The sequence below is a fragment of the [Clostridium] symbiosum genome, from assembly GCA_036419695.1.
In the GTDB taxonomy this organism is placed as follows: domain Bacteria; phylum Bacillota; class Clostridia; order Lachnospirales; family Lachnospiraceae; genus Otoolea; species Otoolea symbiosa_A.
This window is the reverse complement of the sequence record CP143946.1, coordinates 2,557,041-2,577,540: the sequence shown is the minus strand read 5'-3', so window position 1 is coordinate 2,577,540 and position 20,500 is coordinate 2,557,041. Positions and strand designations below refer to the sequence as shown.

Here is a 20,500-nt window from a genome sequence, read left to right as displayed (position 1 = left end):
TAAAAAGCAGATTACACAAACTTTTCATCGCCAATCAATCATACTAGTTTCAGGATATCATTGGAAATCTGTCCAACGCGCTTAATCAGTTCCTTGTCCTCTGTCTCAAGAAACTCGCCGGTAAGGCTGTTAATCTCCTCCACCAGCTCCCTTGTCTTAATAAACTTCTTAACAAGGCCCAGTTTTTCTTCATAACCGTTCAGTATTTTGTCGCAGCGCTTTATCATATCATGGACTCCCTGACGGCTGATGCCTTTTTCTTTTGCAATCTCGCTCAGGGACAAATCGTTGAACACAACATCTTCGTAAATCGATTTCTGATGCTCCGTAAGCAATTCACCGTAAAAATCATATAAAAGACCCTGCTCTACAATTTTTTCCATTTCAATCACCTGACTTATCATACAACAGGTTCAACAGGGTGTCAAGTGTTTTTTCTTTACACCCTGTTTTTTCTTTTCGTTATTCCGAAACAGAAGCTTCAGCCTCCTGCGCTCTATGGCAGACAAAACGGTTTTTGCCCTCTCTTTTTGCCATATACATTGCGTGATCCGCATTGCGGTACAGCTCCTGGTAGGTCCGGCCGTCGAACGGACAGGCTGCGACTCCGATGCTGACGGACATCCCAACTTCTGTTTCCCCCTGTGAATGGCTCATTTTGGAAAGAATCAGCTCCGCCTTCTTCTGCGCATTCTCAATGTCCGAGGTATCCGACATAAAAGCGGCAAATTCATCTCCGCCAATCCGGGCCACCGGATCGTAATCACGGAACGACTGGCGGAGAAGTTCGCCGATTCTGGTAAGATAACCGTCCCCCGCCTCATGGCCTTTCGTGTCATTGACCAGCTTGAAATTATCAACGTCAATCATAAAGAAGAATCCCTTCTGCTTTTCTTCAATAAGCGACTCCACCTTGCCCACAAACGCCTCCCGGTTCATAAGGCCGGTCAGGGTATCGGTCGAACTTAAGGAGAGCAGATTCATTTCTTTCGCCTTACGTCCGGTAATGTCAGTCAGTTTACCTATGACAATATCTTTATTGCCGCTGATTGGCTGCATCTTGCATTCACACCAGATCCAGCCTCCATCCCGGCCTAACAGTCTCAGCTCCACCACCTTTAACTCTCCATCTGTCCTGACGGAAGCAATGGACTCCACGGTCTCCTGCACATCATCGGGATGGACCAGTCCTCCGCAGAAGCTGCTGAATTTTTCGATGCTGTGCCGTACGACTCCCAGGAGTTCCGTGGCATTCTGCGTCAGCTGGAGCACGTCTGTTTTAAAGTTGTATTCAAAAAGGATGGTGTCTGAAAAATTGGAAAGCGCCGCATATCTCGCCTGTTCCAGTTTGATCCGGCGCCCACTTTCTATCATCAGGATATAAATGAACAGACCGGCCAGAAGCGTGAGCCCCACCAGGGACATTCCCATCAGAATCGTGTCATCCAAAAGCTGTGAAGACACATCCTTCATCAGGTTGGCATCGGAAAAGCTCATCAGGTTCCAGCCCTCGAATCCCATGGGAATATTGGTCAGAAAAACGCTGTCCGTACCGGTGTCCACCGTGAGGGTGATGTTTAAGTTTTGCTCAATGGCCCGGATAAATTCGTCGATGCCTTCCATTTTGTTTTTCGCACTCTCCAGGATATCACAAATATTCTGGCCGACCCACTCTTCTTTGTCGCTGCAGTAAAGGATGCTGCCGTTTCCGTCGGCAATGCAGCTCACCATGGTTCCTCTCATGCCGGAATAGCCCTCCAGCATGTTCATCAGTTCGGAGACACTGACGGCACATTTGATGACGCCTGCCGTCTCTCCGTTCCTGATAACAGGTTCACCGGCAAAAAAGTAGTATCCCGACCTGGACGGAGAATAAATGAGCTTGGATACGGCAGGTTTTCCCTCCAGCAGCCTTATGTAAAATTCCCGTTCCTCCGGCTTCAGGTCCGGCTGCCCGGATCTTTCCTCCCACACCTTCGCAGAAACATAGGCAAAGGGAAAATTCTGTGTCCCGTTTACATGTGAAAGGTATTGTTTGAATTCCTCACTCTCCACATCAAAGGAGGAGGCTCCCGCAAACCCGGCCACCGACTTGAGACGCACCTTCATATTCGTCAGCTCTTCACTGATTTTAATGCTCTGGGCCTCTCCATACTCCATGAGGTTTTCTTTTTCTATGCTCATAAAACGTTTGTTTACTTTCGTACCATAATTAATAAAAATCGTGTAAATCAGGACGCAAAAAGCGGTTACAGCAACTGCAAAAAGTATCGTTCTATATCTGCTGTATTTCACTTTCTCCTCCATGTATCTCCTCCTCCTTTATAAAACCTCTATATTCGTCTTCGGATAAAGGCGGTGACACTAAAAATCCCTGCAGATAATCACAGTCCAGTCTTTGCAGCAGCTGCAATTGTTCCCTGCTTTCCACACCCTCTACAATCGTCAGCATGTTGAGCCGTTTGGCCATCTGAAGCACGCTCTCAACTACAATCTGTCTGCGGACGTCCTCCCCTTCTGAGGCCAGAAATCCCCGATCCAGCTTCAGAATATCAAGAGGAAGCACCTGGAGCACATTCAGGGAAGAATACCCCGTTCCAAAATCATCCATGGCGCAGATAAAGCCCGCTGTTTTCAGTTTTTTCAAAACCTGCTGCATCAGTTCCAGATCCTCTACGGCAATGCTCTCCGTAAACTCCAGTTCCAGTTCGTCATTCTCTATCTGATATTTGTCTCTGATCGCAACATAAGTCTCCACAAATTCGGGTTGAATCATCGTATGCCTCGATACATTGACGGCAATACAGACAGAAGGCATCCCGCTTTCTTTCAACCGGTTGATCAGGATACAAATCTTCTCATAGAGATACTGATCCAGGCTGGCTATCATGCCGTTTTTCTCGAACAATCCGATAAAATCATCCGGCATCGCATAAATCTGTCCGCCGCGCAACCACCGCACCAGCGCCTCCGCCCGGTGCTTCTTCTGTCCGCTCACCTTCCTGAGTTTAACCTGCGGCTGTAAGTAGAGCACGAACTCTCCGTCTGCAAGAGCCGCCCTCATCTCCGACTCCATCTGTATCTCGTTCAGAGCCTTAATCCTCAATTCCTCGGTAAAAAAGCCTGGCCTGCTTCCCCTCAGGTTCTTCACCGACTTCTGTGCCATATTGGCGCGGTTTAACAGTTCGTCCATGCCCATATTACAGGAGGACTCCGGAATAAAGACGCCGCTGTTGACCTCCACCTGGTAATTCTTTTCTTTAAACGGCGTGAATGAAGCCAGTTTTTCCACAAGCCGTTCAAATCTTTCCTGAAGCTTTTCCACTTCATCGCGTTTCCACAAAAATGCAAAATTATCGTCACTGACACGGCAGAATATCTCCGCCTCCCGGCAGTTTTCTTTCAGACAGAATGCCCAGTACTTCAATATTCTGTTTCCCGTATGGAAGCCGAACAGATCATTAATGTATTTGAAATTTTTAATATCACAGTACCATATTGAATACTCTGACAGCGGCGCCGCCGCAAAGAGCACACCCGCTTCCCTCCTGAAACCTTCGAGGTTGAGGCTGCCCGTCAGCGCATCGTAATACTCAAGGCGCAGTTTCTTCCGGTAAAGCTCATCTCTCTGCATCAGGGAGGCTATATAGAATGCCAGTGTAAAGAGCATCGTAATGTCGGAGTGATGCTTGGTAAAATTCCCGATGGTAATCATGCCGGCCAGCTCTTTCCCTGTGAAAATGGGCGTACAGCAGAGGGAGGTGACTCCTTCCGCTTTCAAAAACTCGTAATTTTCCGGATCTGTTTCCCTGATACTCTCCGTATCCATAATCAGGATCTGGGATGAACTGCTTAAAAGTTTGCCGCATTCCTTCATGTATACGGACGTCAGTTTACCGGGACTCCGCACGCCTTTCGGCCTGCTGCCCCACTCGACCAGGGTGGGATATTCTCCGCAGCTGTGGATGGTTCCCCACTCTGCGTCAAAAAAAGGACAGATATTGTCCATGATCCGTCTCTGCGCTACCAGCTGATCCGCCTCATCAAGCATGGGCTGAATACAGTTCATCACTATATTCTGGCTCTCAAAGCTCTCCTCCAGGGCGCTTAAAACAGCGTCATGCCCCTTCAGAGCCGTTGCTATCTCCATACGGACGGTCCGCCCGTCCAGATCCACAAATTTATCTTTTAAAATATAATCGCTATTCAAGAAAGGATTATGACGCGTCCAGATATAGTAATGATCCTTGCTGAGAAGATGGTTGGTGCAGAACGGACAGGGGGCGGAACGGCCCTGAAAAACCTCATAGCATTTCTCACCCTGATAATGATCGCGCTTTAATTCCTCGGCGATAAATTTATCGTCGCTGATATAAAGTACCTCATACGTCTCCGGATCGCTGAAATAAACGAAAGATTCCGGCATCTCCATTGTCAGTATCTCATTGATTGTCCACTGATACCTTTTTATGATATCAAGCCCTCTTTTCTGCCTGTTTCTGAATTCTTCTCTCAACGTCTCACTTCCTCTTCTTTTGTACATTATTTTATCTTAGCATCAAACGGTTTTGTTGTCCACCATTCCGACAATAATAGAAGCTGTTCCTCCAGAAAAATACTTATTCTCCATAATGCGACTTAATATTCACAGCGGAAAGCGTTTTAGGGTGAAAAAGCGCCATCCGCTTCATCACACGGAAACCATGATATTCCCTGACCACCATCCGGGAATATCATGGTTTCCGTGTGCGAAGAGAATGACGCAATATCATGTAGTATCCGCGTAAATACAGTTACTGCCCCCATCGGCGGGATATAGTCCAGCCGGTGGGGGCAGCAATCACTTATACTATGACTCCGTCTTTCTTCGGAACCTTTTTATAAATTTTGCGGTAACAAATCATATGGGCGGCAGCCGTAATCAGCCACGAAATAGGATAGGATATGTACAGCGAAAAAAGCGTATGGTGATAGGCGAACACGGTGAATATCCAAATCACCCGCAGGCCGCAGGCTCCTGTCAGCGAGACGACCATGGGGAGAACGGAATAACCCATTCCCCTCAGACTGCCGACCAGGGTATCCATCCAGCCGCAGATAAAATAGGTGGTGCAGATGATGGACATTCGGAGCATGCCGTAGGAGATAACTTCCGGATCGGAAGAATAAATCTTCAGCAGATCCGTGCCTCCAATAACGGCGGCAAAACCAAGGGCCATTCCCACTGCGGTCACCGTGCCGAGGCAGATATACAGGATACGGTTCACACGTGTATACATCCGGGCGCCGATATTCTGGCTTGTAAAGCTCAGGTTTGTCTGATACAGAGCATTCATTGCCGTATAGACAAATCCCTCGATATTGGCCGAAGCCGTATTTCCTGCCATGGCAATGGAGCCGAAGGAATTGACGGAAGACTGGATTAAAACGTTTGAAATAGAGAAAATGGCTCCCTGCATTCCGGCCGGGAGGCCAATCTTCATGATTAAGAGAGTCTTCCTCTTATCGATTCTCAGCTTCTTAAGGTGCAGCTTGAGAGGTCCGTCCGACTGTGCCAGACATTTTAATACAAGACCTGCGGAAACACACTGGGATATTACAGTAGCCAGGGCAACTCCTGCCACGTCCATATGCAGCTTAATGACAAAGAACAGGTTCAGCACGATGTTGACAGCTCCGGCCAGTGTAAGGAAGTACAGAGGCCTCTTCGTATCTCCCACCGCCCTCAGGATTGCGCTGCCGAAGTTGTAAGCCATCACGACCGGCATTCCCGCAAAGTATATTTTCATATAGATAACGGACTTTTCGATCACGTCCTCCGGAGTCCCCATCAGCTCCAGCATGAATCTGGAGGTAAACAGGCCGAGGAATACAAGGATGGCTCCGCTCACCAAACTGATGGCAACAGCCGTATGTACCGTCTCACTGACGTCTTTCTCACTCTTCGCCCCGTAATAACGGGCAACCAGAACATTCGCCCCTATTGACAGACCAATAAATATATTAATTAGAAGGTTAATCAAGGCTGTGGTGGAACCGACCGCTGCCAGAGACTGGCTGCCTGCAAAGCGCCCCACCACAATAACGTCGGCCGCATTAAACAAAAGCTGCAGTACGCCCGACAGCATAAGCGGCACGGAAAATGACAGCACCTTCTTCAAAATCGGGCCGCTGCACATATCCATTTCATAAGACTTCTTCATAATCTGCTTTCCTTTCCTGTGATCGCATCATAAAATTCAGAGCCGGATTTCCCAGCCAATCTCATATTCTACTGCTGCTTCAGGAGTATTGCAAGTGGTTTTTACATATTTTTAAGATGGCCCGGGCAGCGCCATCAGACTTCCTGGGCCATCTGTCTGGCGTTGTCAGCTGCTTTCACCTTTGTGAACGCTTTTTCAATCATGCCGTTCTCATCAATCAGATACGTGGTCCTGACCACGCCCATCACCTTTTTACCGTACATATTCTTCTCCTTCCACACATCGTAAGCCTCAATGGCAATCCGCTCCGGATCGGCAAGAATTGTAAACGGCAATCCGTACTTTTCGGCAAACTTGCGGTGTGATTCCACCGTGTCTTTGCTGATTCCAATCACCTCGGCATTCTTCTCCCTGAAATCCGGATAAAGTTCGGCAAAGGAGCAGGCCTGCTTTGTGCAGCCGGCCGTGTTGTCTTTACTGTAGAAATAGAGTATTACCTTCTTTCCCCTATAATCGGCCAGGGAGACTTCTTTTCCCTCCTGGTTTAAAAGTTTAAATTCCGGTGCCTTCATTCCTGTTTCCAGCATATCTGTTATTTCCTTTCTTCTTATAATTATCTTTCTGATACTCTGATTTTTCTGATACTCTGCCGGGCGTTTATTTGCAAACCTTACCCGGTTAATTTTCTCCCAGCAAATCGTAGACGATGGACGAAAAGACCACGGCTCCCTTTTTGAGAACCGACTCGTCCACATCAAACAGAACCGTATGCTGCGGCGACGCCATCGTAGTGGTGGTCCTCATGTAAACGGCCTGCCCTCCCTGCTCCTGGACACGGTTCATCATAAAGCCGATGTCTTCACTGCCCCAGTTCTTTGCATTCGGGGTGCTGCTGACGGAATACTGGGGCAGATGTTCCCTCACCACACTGGCAATCCTCTCGACAAACGGAAGATCACTCACCTGGGAAGGCGCATGGCCCATCAGTTTCATCTCACAGGTGCAGCCCTCCATCATTGCCGCCGCCCGGCAGATTTCCCGGGCCCTCTGATCCATGTAGCCGTTAATCTCCGTCGTCTCGCCGCGGATTTCCATGGAAATCATGGCCTCGTCCGCCACTACATTGCTGCTTGTGCCGCCCTGAATCGTACCGACATTGACCCTCGTTATTCCTCCGCTGTGGCGTGCAATCCCGGAGAGGGCGACCACTGCGTGGGCCGCAGCCAGAACGGCATTCTTCCCCTTCTCGGGAAATCCTCCCGCATGGGCTGATTCTCCCCTGAAATAGACATCGTATTTGCATGTAGCAAGGGAACCGTATGTTCCGGGCGTCACATCTCCGTCATCCCCGGTATTATCGGGGGCCACATGGGTTCCGGCAAAATAATCCACCCCGTCCAGATGGCCCGCCGCCACCATGGCATTTGCTCCCCTCACCCCTTCTTCTCCCGGCTGAAACAGAAGTTTTACCGTTCCATGGAGCTGTTCACGCATCGAAGCCAGGATTTCCGCAGTGCCAAGCCCGATGGCCGCATGACAGTCATGGCCGCAGGCGTGCATCATTTTGCGGTTGACGGAAGCAAAACCTTCCCTGTGCGGCCGGTGTGCCTCCGAAGTATCCTCCTCCATCGGAAGTGCGTCAATATCAAACCGGAGCGCCACGACAGGCCCGTCCCCGCACCGCAGGATGCCGACCACGCCGGTGTATCCCTGTTCCATCTCGCTTGTAAGATATTCCGGATATCCGGGTATCTCCAGCCCCTCATCCTCGTTTCTCTTTCTCTCAATCGTCGCTTCGGCCTTTACCCTTCTGTAATGCTCCTCCAGAATCTCCCGGTCCGGAACAGCCAGCCTGTTTCCCTCTCTGCACACGTCCTTACCGGTCAGGACTTCATAACCCAGCCGTGTCAGTTTTTCCGCAATTACCGCCGATGTCCTCATCTCAAGCCATGCGGTCTCGGGATGTTTATGCAAATCTCTCCGGATCCTTACCAGTTTTTCCTGTATGTTATCCCCAATCTGAGTAATCCTGGCGTATGGATCCTCTCCGCCGTTACAGTTTCCTGTATTATCTTCCCAGCCTTCTTTTCCTTTATATTGTGCTTCGCTTTGCAGTGTTTTATCCATTTTATGCCTCCAGCTTTTATTATCGCTTCATTCGTCATACGTTTTATCATACGGCCTGCTCATCGGAGCCGCCGTTTTCTGACTCTGATTTTCTTTTATAAGTCTATCACATTTTATTGGAAATGGTAAAAAAATTGTCGGTTTTCCTGAATTATTATGCTATACTGTTAAAATAGAAACAATATAAGAACGGAGGTTTTTCAATTGGCTCACGACGCAGCATCCCATAACATCAAAGAGATTTCAACCGGCGGTACCGTCCTTCACACAGACGTCGGGCCGAAGAACATTATGGTCATCGGTTCAACCTGTGTCGACATTATCATAAATATTGATCACCTTCCAAAAACAGAGGAAGACATCCACCCCAGCAGCCAGTCTCTGGCCCTCGGCGGCTGTGCTTATAATGTGGCGTCCATGATCAAGCTCTTTCATGTCCCTCTGACTCTGATCTCCCCAGTCGGAACCGGTTTTTACGGCGATTATGTCGCAAGAGAACTGGAACGGAACGGTTTTCCCGTCGCCGTCCGTGTCCCCGACCGGGAAAACGGCTGCTGTTACTGCCTGGTGGAGGCGGGAGGCGAGAGAACCTTTATGTCATATCACGGTGCGGAGTACACTTTCCGGAAGGAATGGATGGAACCGTTTAAACACACCGCATGCGACATGGTTTATGTCTGCGGCCTGGAAATTGAAGAGCCGACCGGAATAGAACTGATCGAATATCTGGAAGAACATCCGCAGAGGGAGATTTTTTACGCCCCCGGACCAAGAGGCATCCGGATCAGCCCCGAAAAAACGCAGCGCCTCTATGCGCTTCATCCCGTGCTCCATATCAATGAACCCGAGGCGAAGAGCCTGAGCGGATGCGGTTCCATTGAAGATTCCGCAGAAAAACTCTTTTCCCTCACCTCCAATACCGTCATCATCACCCTGGGGGACAAAGGGACGTATTGCCGGGAGCAGAGCGGGAATGCCTATTACGTGGACGGAATTCCCTCCCCGGTTGTAGATACCATAGGCGCCGGCGATTCCCATATCGGCGCGGTCATGGCCTCTCTGAGCATGGGAAAAAGCCTGAAGGACGCAATCATTATTGCCAATACCGCCGCCTCAGCTGTAGTAGGGGTAAAGGGAGCGTCTTTGACGAAAGAGGAATTTGACCGTCTGTTCTAAGCCCGTCCCAACAACGACAGAACACTTCGCGGATTTTTCATTTCCACTCGTTATAAAGAGACCCGACATGATGTTTTCATCACCGTCGGGCCTCTTCTTTTCATACAGATATTCATTATAAGTATGGATTCATCCTCATGAATCCGTCCAAAACCGTCGCATTATCACCGGCTTACTTCTGCTTTAGCCGTTCCTGTCACAACCAGTTCCCGCCGTCACCCCGGCGCCTCTCGTTTCAAACTACCAGTTTCCCCGTTCCCTTTGCCTGATCGGTCAGACGTGCCAGTTCCGCCCGGTATTTATTGACTTTTTCTTCCGCCAGTTCAATATTATGCAGATGCTTTTCTATAAACATAATTCCTGCCGCATATCTGGATATCTCTTCCGTAATTTCGTCCGATAAACGGATTTCACCCGTGTAAATGGCCGCCGTCTTTGTTCTGTTCCAACGGTTCCTGGAAAAATGAAATCCGTGCCCTATCAGACAGTTCCCCAGGCAGCTGACGGAATCCCTGATAGACGAACATAACATTTCTCCCAGTGACTGACAGATTACATCTGAAAACTCAAAGCAGGTCTGAAGCTTTCTGCGGATATCCTCACGTTCCATCAGGTAAAATGTGTCGTCCATTCCCGATCGGCGTCTTATCTCCATATCCTCCATGAACATCAGAAACAGCTTCTCCCATGACTCTACAGACAACACCGCCTGTTCCATGCGGGTGCAGAGGTTCTTGGCCTCCTCCATCTGCATCGCCCGTTTACGCAGCTGTGCTCTGGTGCCGTCCAGCATCTTGTTCTCAATTCCTTTCAGCTCAAACTGAGCGTCGCGAAGCCTCTCGTCCAGATTCACACGCATTCTGCAGTCCATATGCGGCCATATCTCTTTGTTAAAGACCAGTGTTTCCATCTTTTCTGACTGTTTCTGTAAAAGTTCCAGGACTTCTTTCTCCAGCGCTTCTATTTTCTGTTCCTCGATCTCATCCGGCTGAAGCTCTATCATCTGTTCGAAATTCTGCTGTGTAATCTCCGCAGCAATCCTTGTGCTCCACGTGCAGAGTAATCTGGCAACTCTGTCACAACACGTTTTTACTTTCTCAGTCTTCTCATTCTCGCTTTCAATGAACTTTTTCTGTTTCTCAATTTCAAGCTTTAATTCTTCGATTCTCTCAATGGTTTCCATACTTGTTCTATACTTCTCCCCTTCCGCTGCCATATACGAACAATAATATCACCCCGGAGCTTGCACCTGTCCCAAACATCCTTGTGAAGATATATCAGCAGTCTAACAACGAAAAAGCGCGTTTCGCAGATTTTTCATCGACAATCAACGGTAACCCGGATGCCTTACGCACCGATTACCGCGGCCAATGAACGCAATACTGAAAAAGCAGACACCAAAAACCGGGGTATCTGCTCGACACGCATTCAAAATGATTGCAACTGGCTGTCATATACTTCTACTTAGACCCTTTAGCTTTGCGCCGCCGCCTTTCGACGGGTTTGCCAAATATAATATTTGCTCGTAGTCATTATACTTTATTTTGTTTGGAAGTGCAAATGGTTTCTTTAAAAACAGACTGGGAAAGTATTGACAATAAATGGATAATAGGGAAAGCCGGAATTACCGTCTAAAATGCCTCCTGCCCATATCCATTCTCCGAATATGGAACCGGCCGTGGAAGAATGACACGGGAAAACAGCCGTTCCAGTTCCTGTATTTTGGGACACGGCTCCTCCACATGGGATACAATCACATTGTAGACCGAGTCAAAAAGTGTTTTTTCCTGTTCCGGCAGACTGTCCGGTGCAAACGCCAGCAAAAGAACCTCGGAAGGCGGACGGCCCGTCTGTGCGGCGCTCCGTTTTATCACATTCGACTCCATAGTCTGCATTGGATGGTGATCCAGTGCAAAATAACAGTGGGAAGGATTTTCTTCCAGTGCAAACTGCTGATAAGTGAAATCCATTTCCAGACCGACCGGATGAACGGCCAGCCAGAAATGGCGGCACAGCACGGTTCCTGAGTATTTCATCCCTGCTGCCGGTTCCTCCCATGTCTTCACTTTTATCGGAATTGTCTCCCCGGCCCCCATAAACCGGCCGAGCAATGCCGACATCATCAGCCCGTCTTCCATAAACGCCCCCTCAAACCACAGACGGAGCGGGGCCTCATATGTCTGTATCTCCTTACTGCTTTGAATCCTCTCGACCGCCCTGAAAAAATACCGGCTCCGGGCAATGAAACACACCACCATATAATACCGGTGCAGCCATGGTGCAAAGTGTTCCAGTGAGATGCTGTCCATACATTTCCTGACCCGTTCATAGTACAGGATGCATCTGTCGTAATCGTCCAGATGAAAGCTGTAAAAACCCAGCATGAGATAAAGCTCCGCAATCTGTGGATTTTCCATCAGTTCATCCAGCCGCGGCTCTACCCAGCTAAGCTGTTCCCGCATGATGTCCGCGTGGGCCGCCTTAAAATTCCGGTCCAGGTTCTGCTCACCGCAAAGCTCATCCATGATGCTGAGCCTGCAGTGAAGCCCTTCCGGCAAAAGGGAATTTTCATCGCACAAAGCTGCGGCATCCTGCATCAGATCCATAAAATGCTTCAGCTCATACTGCTGCGGATGTTCTTTTTGCAGTCCTGCCAGTTCCGTCAGAAGATAAATCCGGGAATCGACAGAAACCCGAGGCAGCTTGGAAGAGCCCAGATATTCTTCCAGATCCGGGATCGCCTGATTCTTTCTATACCAGAACACATATTCCCTGAGTGCAGCCTCCTCTTTTGAGCGGCAGCCGCAAAGTCCTTCAAACAAAATGTTAATCTGCTTCATGCTCTCATATCTGATGGGCATCGGCAGCTCCAGAAGTTTCTCTTTCCCGGCTGACAGATAGTCAATACAGGGGCGTGGATCCAGCCCCGAAGCCCAGACAATCCGCGCCGTACTGGCAGCCAGGACAAGCTTATTTCTTTCCGGCAGCTTTTTGTCCCGCAGGATTCTGTCAAAGCCGCAGTTGACCATTTGATTTAAATGCCCGGCCGGCTCCTCTGCTTCCCGCATCAGCTCTAACCTGACGTTTGACAGCGCCAGGTATTCAATCGTATGATCCATGTTCAGATGCGCCTGCAGTTCGTCTATAATAACCTTCCAGTCCGCATCACGTCCCTCGATCCGAATCCGGTTAAAAGCATAGTTCTGATAAATTGTCAGCAGCAGCCCTTTATTCCTGATTTTCCGTTCTTTCACAAACTGCAGCGTACTCTTAAAGGCCTTGTCGGCATCACGGTAATGTCCTTGTCCAATCAGGCTTACGGCCCTGTTATGAAGAATCTGCGCATGAATTAGCGGATCCGTATCGGCCGTACACGCCTCCTCCGCCCTCCTGGCATGGACAGACGCCTGTTCTGTCTTCCCCTGCCGAAGCCGGAGCAGATTCATTAAAAAATGATACCTTGCTCCGTCCTCTCTCATGGATTCAATCAGAGGCTCCGCCGCGCTTAAATTACCCAGGGTAATCAGCAGAAATACCTTATGTTTTTTACACCTTGCATTCTGCCTTACCGTCATTTTCCTCTCACTCAACGCAGCCACAATTTTCCATGCCTTAATGTTGTCACAGTCTATATGCAGCGTATCGGTAAAATGCCTGACCAGGTAAAACTGCATCTCAATCCACAGGTACTTCGCCACACCATAAAAGAGCAGCAAAATCATGGCTGAAAGGCAAAGCCCAAAGATAATTCCCTTTTTGACGCCTCCGTCCGGTAAAGCCGTGCAAACCACGCCTGCGGTTTCCGCTAAAATCAATTCTGATACCGTGACGACCACCATATATCGGGGTAAGTGATGCTCCTTTTTAAGAATCCACCTTCCAAGCGCAATCAGAATCACTCCCAGCAGGACCGGTACATATACCGGCGTGCCTTTTAGATAATCATCAAATAAGCCATACAGAATGTCTTCTGCCATCGTATCCCCCCTTTTCCGCTGTTTCTATTGTAACATTGGAATTCTTTTTTGGCTACCGGCCGTAAAAGAAGCCGCTTATCCAGTTCCCTCCACTGCAGTTCAAAAAAGGCCGTCAGGAACAGTGTCGTTCTCTTACCACACTGTTCCTGACGGCCCCGCCGTGTTATTTATTTACCTGAACATCGATTTCTTTTCTGTCCGCTACATCTCCTGGAGCACCCAGAGCGCGTAATCCACATACACATTACATGCGATCAGCAGTCCGTTTTCATCGAGATCAAACAGTCCGTGATGATGTGCCACTCCCGTATTCGGCTCCTCCGGGTTATGGGTACCCACAAAGGCGTACATTCCCTTCGCAACCGCCAGATAATCGGCAAAATCGTCGGCCCCCAAAGCCTTTTCGTAGTTGCTGATGATTCCGTCCGCCGGAAGGAGCTTTTCTGTGACGGCGGTTACTTCCTCCACCACCTGGGCGTCATTTACAAGGGGAGCCGCATAATCACGGATTTCCACTTCCGCCTCCGCCCCATACAGCTCTGCCGTCTGTCTGGCAATCTGCACCACCTTGTCATTCGTGAATTTCCTGACTTCGGGGCTGAAGCTTCTGGTGGTTCCCTCTATCTCGGCATGTTCCGCCACGATATTGTACTGGGTTCCCGCCTTGATCACGCCGACGCCGACCACTACGGTTTCAAGCGGATCCGTGTTTCTGGCTACGATGCTCTGAAGTCCCACAACGATCTGGGATGCGATGTAAGCGGCGTCGATTCCGAGGTGCGGTTTGGAAACATGGGCGCCTCTGCCGGTTATGGTGATTTTAAAGTAATCACAGCTCGCATTCTGCGGTCCCTTTGTCAGGGAAATCTTTCCCGTCTCCAGGGCGCTGCTCACATGTGTTCCAAACACCCGGTCCACACCGTTAAGCAGTCCGGCTCCGACAAACTGTCTGGCTCCCTGTCCAATCTCCTCCGCCTGCTGGAAGAAAAGGCGGATATGGCCGCCGAACTCTCCCTTTTTGGCATTCAAAATCTTTGCCGCGGTCAGTAGGGTAGCCGTATGGCCGTCATGGCCGCAGGCGTGGCAGAATCCCTCATTCTGTGAGTGATACTCTGCCGTTTTTAAATCTTCCATGGCCAGTGCGTCCATGTCGGCCCGGAGGGCAATGGTTTTCCCTTCGCCCTTTTCTCCGTCGATCCAGGCATAAACGCCCGTTTCACCGATTCTTACGTGGGGAAGGCCGATTTTATCCAGCTCCTCCTCTATTTTCCTGCATGTATTATATTCCTTCAGACTTACTTCAGGGTGAGCATGAAAATATCTTCTCAGGCTGACAAGGTAATCTTTTTCGTCTGTTACATACTGTTTTAATGCCATTTTACCCTCCATCCGTGCCGGCTTTGGCGCACCTTTTCCTTATTATTTATTCCGCATCATCCCATGCGCAGATGAAAGCACCCTGGTATGCATCTTCAATCGTCTTCTTAACTTCTGCCGTATGGTAAGCGTCTACAATTTTCTTATAAACTTCATTGTCCTTATCGGCGGTGCGGGCAACGATTACGTTGATTAACTGAGGAACCGCCTCGTTGGTTGTCTTATCTACATTTTCGGTGTAAATTGTGTCTTCGATCGGATTAAGTCCTGCCGTAAATGCGTTTCCGCCGTTGATAATGGCCGCTGCGCAGTCAGGAAGAATATTAGCCAGTGTTGCGGACTCAGCCTCTTTGATATCGATCTTTACCTTGTACTCTGTAATATCGGCTTTTGTCGGTACAAATCCTTTTTCCGGATCGCATACGATGAAACCTGCCTCTTCCAGCAGTTTGAGGGCGCGGCCTCCGTTTGTCAGATCGCTTGGGATGGCAATCACATCGCCGTCCTTAATCTCATCAATGGAGGAGATTTTCTTCTTATTATTATAGATGGAAAGCGGAGCAATAATGGTATCTCCGATATCTACGATGTCATATCCCTTCTGAGCCACATCATTTGCCAGAAATGCCTTATGCTGGAATGCGTTCAGGTCGATCTCCCCGTCATTTAATGCGCGGTTTGGAGCTGCATAATCGGTAAATTTCATCAGTTCCACCTGAATGCCGTCATCCTTCAGAAGCTCGTTGATTGTATCCCACTGTGCATTGTACTCTCCGACTACGCCGACTTTTACTGTGGTCACTTCCGCCGTTTCCTTGGCTGTTTCCTTTGCCGCTTCGCCGGCCGTCTCCCCGGCTGCCGCCGTTGCGGCCGGTGTGCTGCCGCTTCCCGATCCACATCCGAAAAGTGTGAGCGCCGTCACTGCCGCCAGGGTTACTGCTGCTGCTTTTTTCCATGATGTTTTGAATGTCTTTTTCATAATTTCTCTCTCCTTTTTCTTCTCTTTTAAATATATTTATATAGTAACTATCCAGTTCTTTCCCAGGTGCCGCTTCACGCAGTACGGTTCCCTGAACAGCCGCTTTCGTCATTACTTAATGTGTCGTTTTCCTGATAATCACATTGCCGATAAACTGAATTGCACTGATAATTAAGAGGATAATAATTACCGTAGCCCAAATCATATCCCGGTAGCCCATCTGATAGCCATAGCGGATAGCGAAATCTCCCAGTCCTCCGGCTCCGATCGCACCGGCCATGGCCGTGATGCCGATCAGGCTGACAAAGGTAATCATCGTCACGCGGGTGATGCCGGGGATACTCTCCTTTAAATAAACGCCGAAGATAATCTCCACCGGTGAAAATCCCATCGCCTCGCTGGCCTCAATCAGTCCGCCGTCCAGGTCTGCAAGAACCGATTCAATCTGTCTTGCAAAGAAAGGAACCGTACCCGCAATCAATGCCACATAGGAACCGGTAACGCCGGAACCCGTTCCGACGATGGCCCGGCTGACCGGAATCAGCAGTACCATAAGAATAATGAAAGGAATCGAACGGATAATATCAACCGCTTTATCGAGAAAATTATAAATTACCACGTTCTGCAGGATTCCGCCCCTCTTTGTAACAATCAGGAGGACTCCGAAGAACAGTCCGAAGAAAAATGCGATGGTACCTGAAATCAGGAGCATCTTAAAGGTCTGTCCGATACATTTTACAAGCTCTCCGCCCAGACGTTCCAGGTTCGGCGCTAAGGTGTATAATATACTCATTCTTTAATTACCTCCACTTCCACTCCAAGTGAGTTTATGTATTCCATTGCAGCCGCCATCTGATCCGGCTCCCCGCTCAGTGTTACCACCAGCTTGCCGAGGGGTTTCCCCTTCAGGAAATCAATATTTCCGAAAATAATATTGGCTCTGATGTCGAAGGCCTTTGCCAGATAGGAAATGAGCGGCTCTCCTGCGTTGGTGCCCGAGTAGGTGAACAGAAGCATCCTGTCCCCGGCGCCGATTTCCGTCAGTTCATTCTTGTCTTCAATCAAATCGTAGATTTTTCTGATATTGCTTGCCGTGTCGATAAAGTCCCTGGTGATTCTGACCTGTGGATGGCTGAATACATCCACCGTATTACCCGACTCAACCACGGCTCCCTCTTCCATAATGGCGACCCTGTCGCAGATATCCTTCACAACCGCCATCTCGTGGGTAATCAGGACAATGGTAATTCCCATCTCTTCATTTACCTTTTTGAGAAGCTTAAGGATGGACTGTGTGGTCTGGGGATCCAGGGCGCTGGTGGCCTCATCGCAGAGAAGCACGTTCGGGTCGTTGGCCAGGGACCTTGCGATGGCAACCCTCTGCTTCTGTCCGCCCGAGAGCTGCGACGGATAGGCATCCCTCTTATCGGTCAGCCCCACCAGTTCCAGAAGAGACGCTATCTTTTCTTCCCTCTCCGCCTTTGTCATCTTCGTTTTCTTAAGAGGAAACTCGATATTCTGGTAAACCGTCCTGGAACGCATCAGGTTGAAGTGCTGGAAAATCATGCCGATCTTTTTCCTGACTTCCCTCAATTTCTTCTCATCCAGGCTCATCAAATCCACATCGTCAATCAGCACGCGCCCCGTCGTCGGCCGCTCCAGCAGATTAATGCATCTGACTAACGTAGACTTGCCTGCCCCCGAAAAACCTATAATACCAAAAATTTCACCGTCCTGTATCTCCAGATTTACGTTTTTCACAGCATGGATGGTATCAAATGTCTTGCTCACCTGTTCCAACTTAATCATTCTGACTGCTCCTTTCACTTTCTGCGCCGAGCGCGGCCGCATAGCGGGTATAAAAACTTTCATATGCAACAAAAAAAGCTCCCGCCCTGTATTAGGACGAAAGCTGTCGCTTCGTGGTACCACCTAACTTCGTCTGATGCTCACGCATCCAGACCTTTTCAAGTACGGCCGCACATCCATCGTCTCCATGGCCTGTGTCCCGGCTTATACTCTATCGCTGTAACGGGCGCATCCCGTCATGATCTAAAATATTCGATCATGCAACTCTGAGACCATCTTCATAAGCCTATCTCTGCTCCCTCTCAGCGTCCGGGAACTCTCTGTAAAAGCATCCGCTTACTACTCTTCTCTTCTACGTCTTTGCTGGTAATCAATTTATCAACTTGCGACTATATTATTGCATTTTTCCCGGTTTGTCAACCTTTTTTTTCGAAAAGACCATGGGACTGGTTTTTAATGTTATGGTTCGCAGTTTCATGACGCCGGATTCACTTCTCCCTGCCCACGCCTGTATCCTTTCCCTCGAATATTACCGTACATCCTACATTACCATATTCCGTGAAAAAAAGCAAAATATCTTATACTGGAGGCAGCCTCCTACCGTTACTGTCCGTAACAGTTCATCCTGTCTGAACTGTTACTACTGTTCACACCGCATTTAGCTGTAAACAGTATAGCCATCTTCCCATCGAATGTATGTTCCTTTTCTTCCAAATATGTGGTATGATGATACTCAGACAAACCAAGAGCATTCATAAACTTAAAATACACCTTATAATCATGCTTTTTGAGAAGGAGGTTCTCCCATGCTGGAACAGCTTTCACTCTTTGACAACCGCGAAACCACATCCCCTCTTGCCAGCCGCATCCGTCCCGATACGCTGGAAGGGTTTGTGGGTCAGCAACATCTGATTGGCCGAGGTAAAGTACTGCGCAATTTAATCGAGAAGGATCAGGTTACTTCCATGATTTTCTGGGGGCCTCCCGGTGTCGGCAAGACTACCCTGGCCCGGATTATTGCGGGTAAGACCCAGTCGTCTTTTATTGATTTTTCCGCCGTTACAAGCGGCATTAAAGAGATTAAAACCGTGATGGAACAGGCCGAGAAGAACCGCATCATGGGAATCAGGACGATTCTCTTTGTGGACGAGATCCACCGTTTTAATAAGGCTCAGCAGGACGCGTTCCTCCCCTATGTGGAAAAGGGAAGTATCATCCTGATCGGCGCCACGACGGAAAATCCCTCCTTTGAGATCAATTCCGCTCTTCTGTCCAGATGCAAAGTATTCGTGCTGAAGGCCCTGACATCGGAAGATTTACTGGAACTGCTCACGAACGTGATGAAGTCTCCCAAAGGATTTGGAAACCAGCATGTCGTGATCAGTGAGGATCAGCTGTCCCTGATTGCCAATTTTGCCAACGGGGACGCGCGCACCGCGCTAAATACCCTGGAAATGGCCGTCCTCAACGGAGAGCTTGACCGCTCCGGCACTATCACCGTCACCGACCAGGCCCTGGAACAGTGCATTAGTAAGAAATCCCTGCTCTATGATAAAAAGGGTGAGGAGCACTATAACCTGATCTCCGCCCTGCACAAATCCATGCGCAACAGCGATCCAGACGCCGCCGTCTACTGGCTCGCCAGGATGCTGGAGGCAGGGGAAGATCCTCTCTATGTGGCAAGAAGGCTGATCCGTTTTGCCAGTGAAGATATCGGAATCGCGGATCCAAATGCCCTGCCGCTCGTGGTTGCTGCCTATCAGGCATCCCACTTTATCGGAATGCCGGAATGCACGTTGAATTTGACACAGGCCGTCGTTTACCTGGCGATGGCTCCCAAATCGAATTCCATCTACCGGGCTTACGAGACGGCTAAGGAAGACGCCCAGAACATGATGGCGGAACCGGTCCCCCTGCAGATCAGGAACGCTCCCACCGGCCTGATGGCGGAACTGCATTATGGGGAGGGTTATGTCTATGCCCATGATACGGAAGACAAAATTGCCGCTATGGACTGCCTTCCCAAATCGCTTAAGGGACGATCCTATTATCAGCCCGGGACTGCTGGTGCGGAGGCTCCCGTCCGTGAGCGTCTGGAGGCGATTAAAAAATGGCGCAGGGAGCATCCTGCTTCTCAGGAGCACTAATGATCTCACTAGAAAAACAGGACGGCTCCGTCATTTACCGGGAACCGTCCTGTTTCTTAAATTCACTCCGTCAAAGGGTCTTCAAGGTCCGCTTTTCAGCATTATGTATCAAATCTCTCTCCCTGATTTTACTCCCTTGGGCCGGCCGTAAATTAATAGTTTTCTTTTCTAACTTCAAAGTAGCTCTGTGGATGTGCACATACCGGACATACGGTTGGAGCTTTCTTTCCGATTACAAGGTGGCCGCAGTTTCTGCACTCCCACATTGTCTCTTCCGTTTTCTCAAATACAGCCTGCATCTCTACATTATTTAAGAGCTTTAAGTATCTCTCTTCATGTGTCTTCTCAATAGCTGCAACTGCTGCAAATTTAGCTGCCAGCTCTTTAAAGCCCTCTTCCTCAGCTACCTTTGCAAATTCTGCATACATATCGGTCCACTCATAGTTCTCACCCTCAGCAGCCGCTTTCAGGTTCTCTGCGGTTGTTCCGATTCCCTTTAACTCTTTGAACCACATTTTTGCATGCTCTTTTTCATTGTTTGCAGTGTTCTCAAAGATTGCTGCGATCTGCTCAAATCCTTCTTTTTTCGCAGCGCTTGCGAAATATGTGTATTTATTTCTTGCCTGTGATTCTCCTGCAAATGCTGTCATCAGGTTCTGTTCTGTTCTGCTTCCTTTTAATTCCATTCTTTTATTCCTCCTACGT

At 49.0% G+C, this 20,500-nt stretch carries 15 protein-coding genes, 1 riboswitch and 1 other annotated feature; of the genes, 2 read left to right on the top strand and 13 right to left on the bottom strand.

Translation table 11 applies throughout. The annotated features are described in order from the left end of the window. Positions 1-38: 38 nt before the first annotated feature. The 6 genes from V3C10_11860 to V3C10_11835 all read right to left on the bottom strand — a co-directional run bounded on the left by V3C10_11860 (position 39) and on the right by V3C10_11835 (position 8,330). A complete protein-coding gene (locus V3C10_11860) occupies positions 39-404 on the bottom strand; it encodes a YlxM family DNA-binding protein (GenBank protein WVP64465.1) in 366 nt (121 codons plus the stop codon). A gap of 58 nt (positions 405-462) precedes the next feature. Beyond that, complete coding sequence (locus V3C10_11855) at positions 463-2,307, bottom strand: sensor domain-containing diguanylate cyclase (GenBank protein WVP64464.1); 1,845 nt, start codon at positions 2,305-2,307, stop codon at positions 463-465. Then, the gene (locus tag V3C10_11850) at positions 2,276-4,543 is read right to left on the bottom strand and encodes a sensor domain-containing phosphodiesterase (protein WVP64463.1); all 2,268 of its coding nucleotides are present in this window, start codon (positions 4,541-4,543) and stop codon (positions 2,276-2,278) included. The genes V3C10_11855 and V3C10_11850 overlap by 32 nt, the downstream gene beginning before the upstream one ends. Positions 4,544-4,844: 301 nt before the next feature. Next, positions 4,845-6,203 carry an MATE family efflux transporter gene (locus V3C10_11845; GenBank protein ID WVP64462.1) on the bottom strand — a complete coding sequence of 453 codons (1,359 nt, stop codon included), beginning with the start codon at positions 6,201-6,203 and terminating at the stop codon, positions 4,845-4,847. A 134-nt stretch (positions 6,204-6,337) separates the two neighbouring features. Then, positions 6,338-6,790: a thioredoxin-dependent thiol peroxidase gene (bcp, locus tag V3C10_11840; GenBank protein ID WVP64461.1), complete on the bottom strand. Its 453-nt coding sequence runs from the start codon at positions 6,788-6,790 to the stop codon at positions 6,338-6,340. 91 nt (positions 6,791-6,881) lie between these two features. Further along, positions 6,882-8,330, bottom strand: coding sequence for an amidohydrolase (locus V3C10_11835; GenBank protein WVP64460.1), 1,449 nt, complete (start codon positions 8,328-8,330; stop codon positions 6,882-6,884). Between the two features lie 204 nt (positions 8,331-8,534). On the opposite strand from V3C10_11835, the gene V3C10_11830 reads away from it, so the two are divergent. Further along, a complete protein-coding gene (locus tag V3C10_11830; protein WVP64459.1) occupies positions 8,535-9,506 on the top strand; it encodes a PfkB family carbohydrate kinase in 972 nt (323 codons plus the stop codon). A 235-nt stretch (positions 9,507-9,741) separates the two neighbouring features. Here the strand turns inward: V3C10_11830 and V3C10_11825 are convergent, their stop codons facing one another. From V3C10_11825 to V3C10_11800, 6 genes are all read right to left on the bottom strand, one after another. Further along, positions 9,742-10,689: a hypothetical protein gene (locus V3C10_11825; protein WVP64458.1), complete on the bottom strand. Its 948-nt coding sequence runs from the start codon at positions 10,687-10,689 to the stop codon at positions 9,742-9,744. Positions 10,690-10,941: 252 nt separating this feature from the next. Beyond that, a riboswitch (cyclic di-GMP riboswitch) is annotated at positions 10,942-11,024 on the bottom strand. Positions 11,025-11,137: 113 nt separating this feature from the next. Further along, a complete protein-coding gene (locus V3C10_11820; GenBank protein ID WVP64457.1) occupies positions 11,138-13,483 on the bottom strand; it encodes a hypothetical protein in 2,346 nt (781 codons plus the stop codon). Between the two features lie 201 nt (positions 13,484-13,684). Then, positions 13,685-14,860: an amidohydrolase gene (locus V3C10_11815; GenBank protein ID WVP64456.1), complete on the bottom strand. Its 1,176-nt coding sequence runs from the start codon at positions 14,858-14,860 to the stop codon at positions 13,685-13,687. A gap of 46 nt (positions 14,861-14,906) precedes the next feature. Then, a complete protein-coding gene (locus tag V3C10_11810; protein ID WVP64455.1) occupies positions 14,907-15,839 on the bottom strand; it encodes a MetQ/NlpA family ABC transporter substrate-binding protein in 933 nt (310 codons plus the stop codon). A 115-nt stretch (positions 15,840-15,954) separates the two neighbouring features. Beyond that, entirely contained in the window at positions 15,955-16,632 is a 678-nt protein-coding gene (locus tag V3C10_11805) for an ABC transporter permease subunit (protein ID WVP64454.1), read from the bottom strand. Further along, entirely contained in the window at positions 16,629-17,648 is a 1,020-nt protein-coding gene (locus V3C10_11800) for a methionine ABC transporter ATP-binding protein (GenBank protein ID WVP64453.1), read from the bottom strand. The genes V3C10_11805 and V3C10_11800 overlap by 4 nt, the downstream gene beginning before the upstream one ends. Before the next feature lie 89 nt (positions 17,649-17,737). Next, positions 17,738-18,012, bottom strand: a binding site (T-box leader). 445 nt (positions 18,013-18,457) lie between these two features. Between V3C10_11800 and V3C10_11795 the strand changes: the two genes are divergently transcribed. Beyond that, on the top strand, positions 18,458-19,795 hold the full coding sequence (locus V3C10_11795; protein ID WVP64614.1) for a replication-associated recombination protein A: 1,338 nt from the start codon (positions 18,458-18,460) through the stop codon (positions 19,793-19,795). A gap of 152 nt (positions 19,796-19,947) precedes the next feature. Here the strand turns inward: V3C10_11795 and V3C10_11790 are convergent, their stop codons facing one another. After that, the gene (locus V3C10_11790; GenBank protein WVP64613.1) at positions 19,948-20,481 is read right to left on the bottom strand and encodes a rubrerythrin family protein; all 534 of its coding nucleotides are present in this window, start codon (positions 20,479-20,481) and stop codon (positions 19,948-19,950) included. Positions 20,482-20,500 lie beyond the last annotated feature (19 nt).

Excerpts from the sequence above, each read along its gene's own strand:
- V3C10_11800 (WVP64453.1), bottom strand. The coding sequence starts at position 17,648 with ATGATTAAGTTGGAACAGGTGAGCAAGACATTTGATACCATCCATGCT.
- V3C10_11860 (WVP64465.1), bottom strand. The coding sequence starts at position 404 with ATGATAAGTCAGGTGATTGAAATGGAAAAAATTGTAGAGCAGGGTCTT.
- V3C10_11850 (WVP64463.1), bottom strand. The coding sequence starts at position 4,543 with ATGTACAAAAGAAGAGGAAGTGAGACGTTGAGAGAAGAATTCAGAAAC.
- V3C10_11825 (WVP64458.1), bottom strand. The coding sequence starts at position 10,689 with ATGGAAACCATTGAGAGAATCGAAGAATTAAAGCTTGAAATTGAGAAA.
- V3C10_11790 (WVP64613.1), bottom strand. The coding sequence starts at position 20,481 with ATGGAATTAAAAGGAAGCAGAACAGAACAGAACCTGATGACAGCATTT.
- V3C10_11845 (WVP64462.1), bottom strand. The coding sequence starts at position 6,203 with ATGAAGAAGTCTTATGAAATGGATATGTGCAGCGGCCCGATTTTGAAG.
- V3C10_11805 (WVP64454.1), bottom strand. The coding sequence starts at position 16,632 with ATGAGTATATTATACACCTTAGCGCCGAACCTGGAACGTCTGGGCGGA.
- V3C10_11820 (WVP64457.1), bottom strand. The coding sequence starts at position 13,483 with ATGGCAGAAGACATTCTGTATGGCTTATTTGATGATTATCTAAAAGGC.
- bcp (WVP64461.1), bottom strand. The coding sequence starts at position 6,790 with ATGCTGGAAACAGGAATGAAGGCACCGGAATTTAAACTTTTAAACCAG.
- V3C10_11815 (WVP64456.1), bottom strand. The coding sequence starts at position 14,860 with ATGGCATTAAAACAGTATGTAACAGACGAAAAAGATTACCTTGTCAGC.
- V3C10_11855 (WVP64464.1), bottom strand. The coding sequence starts at position 2,307 with ATGGAGGAGAAAGTGAAATACAGCAGATATAGAACGATACTTTTTGCA.
- V3C10_11835 (WVP64460.1), bottom strand. The coding sequence starts at position 8,330 with ATGGATAAAACACTGCAAAGCGAAGCACAATATAAAGGAAAAGAAGGC.
- V3C10_11810 (WVP64455.1), bottom strand. The coding sequence starts at position 15,839 with ATGAAAAAGACATTCAAAACATCATGGAAAAAAGCAGCAGCAGTAACC.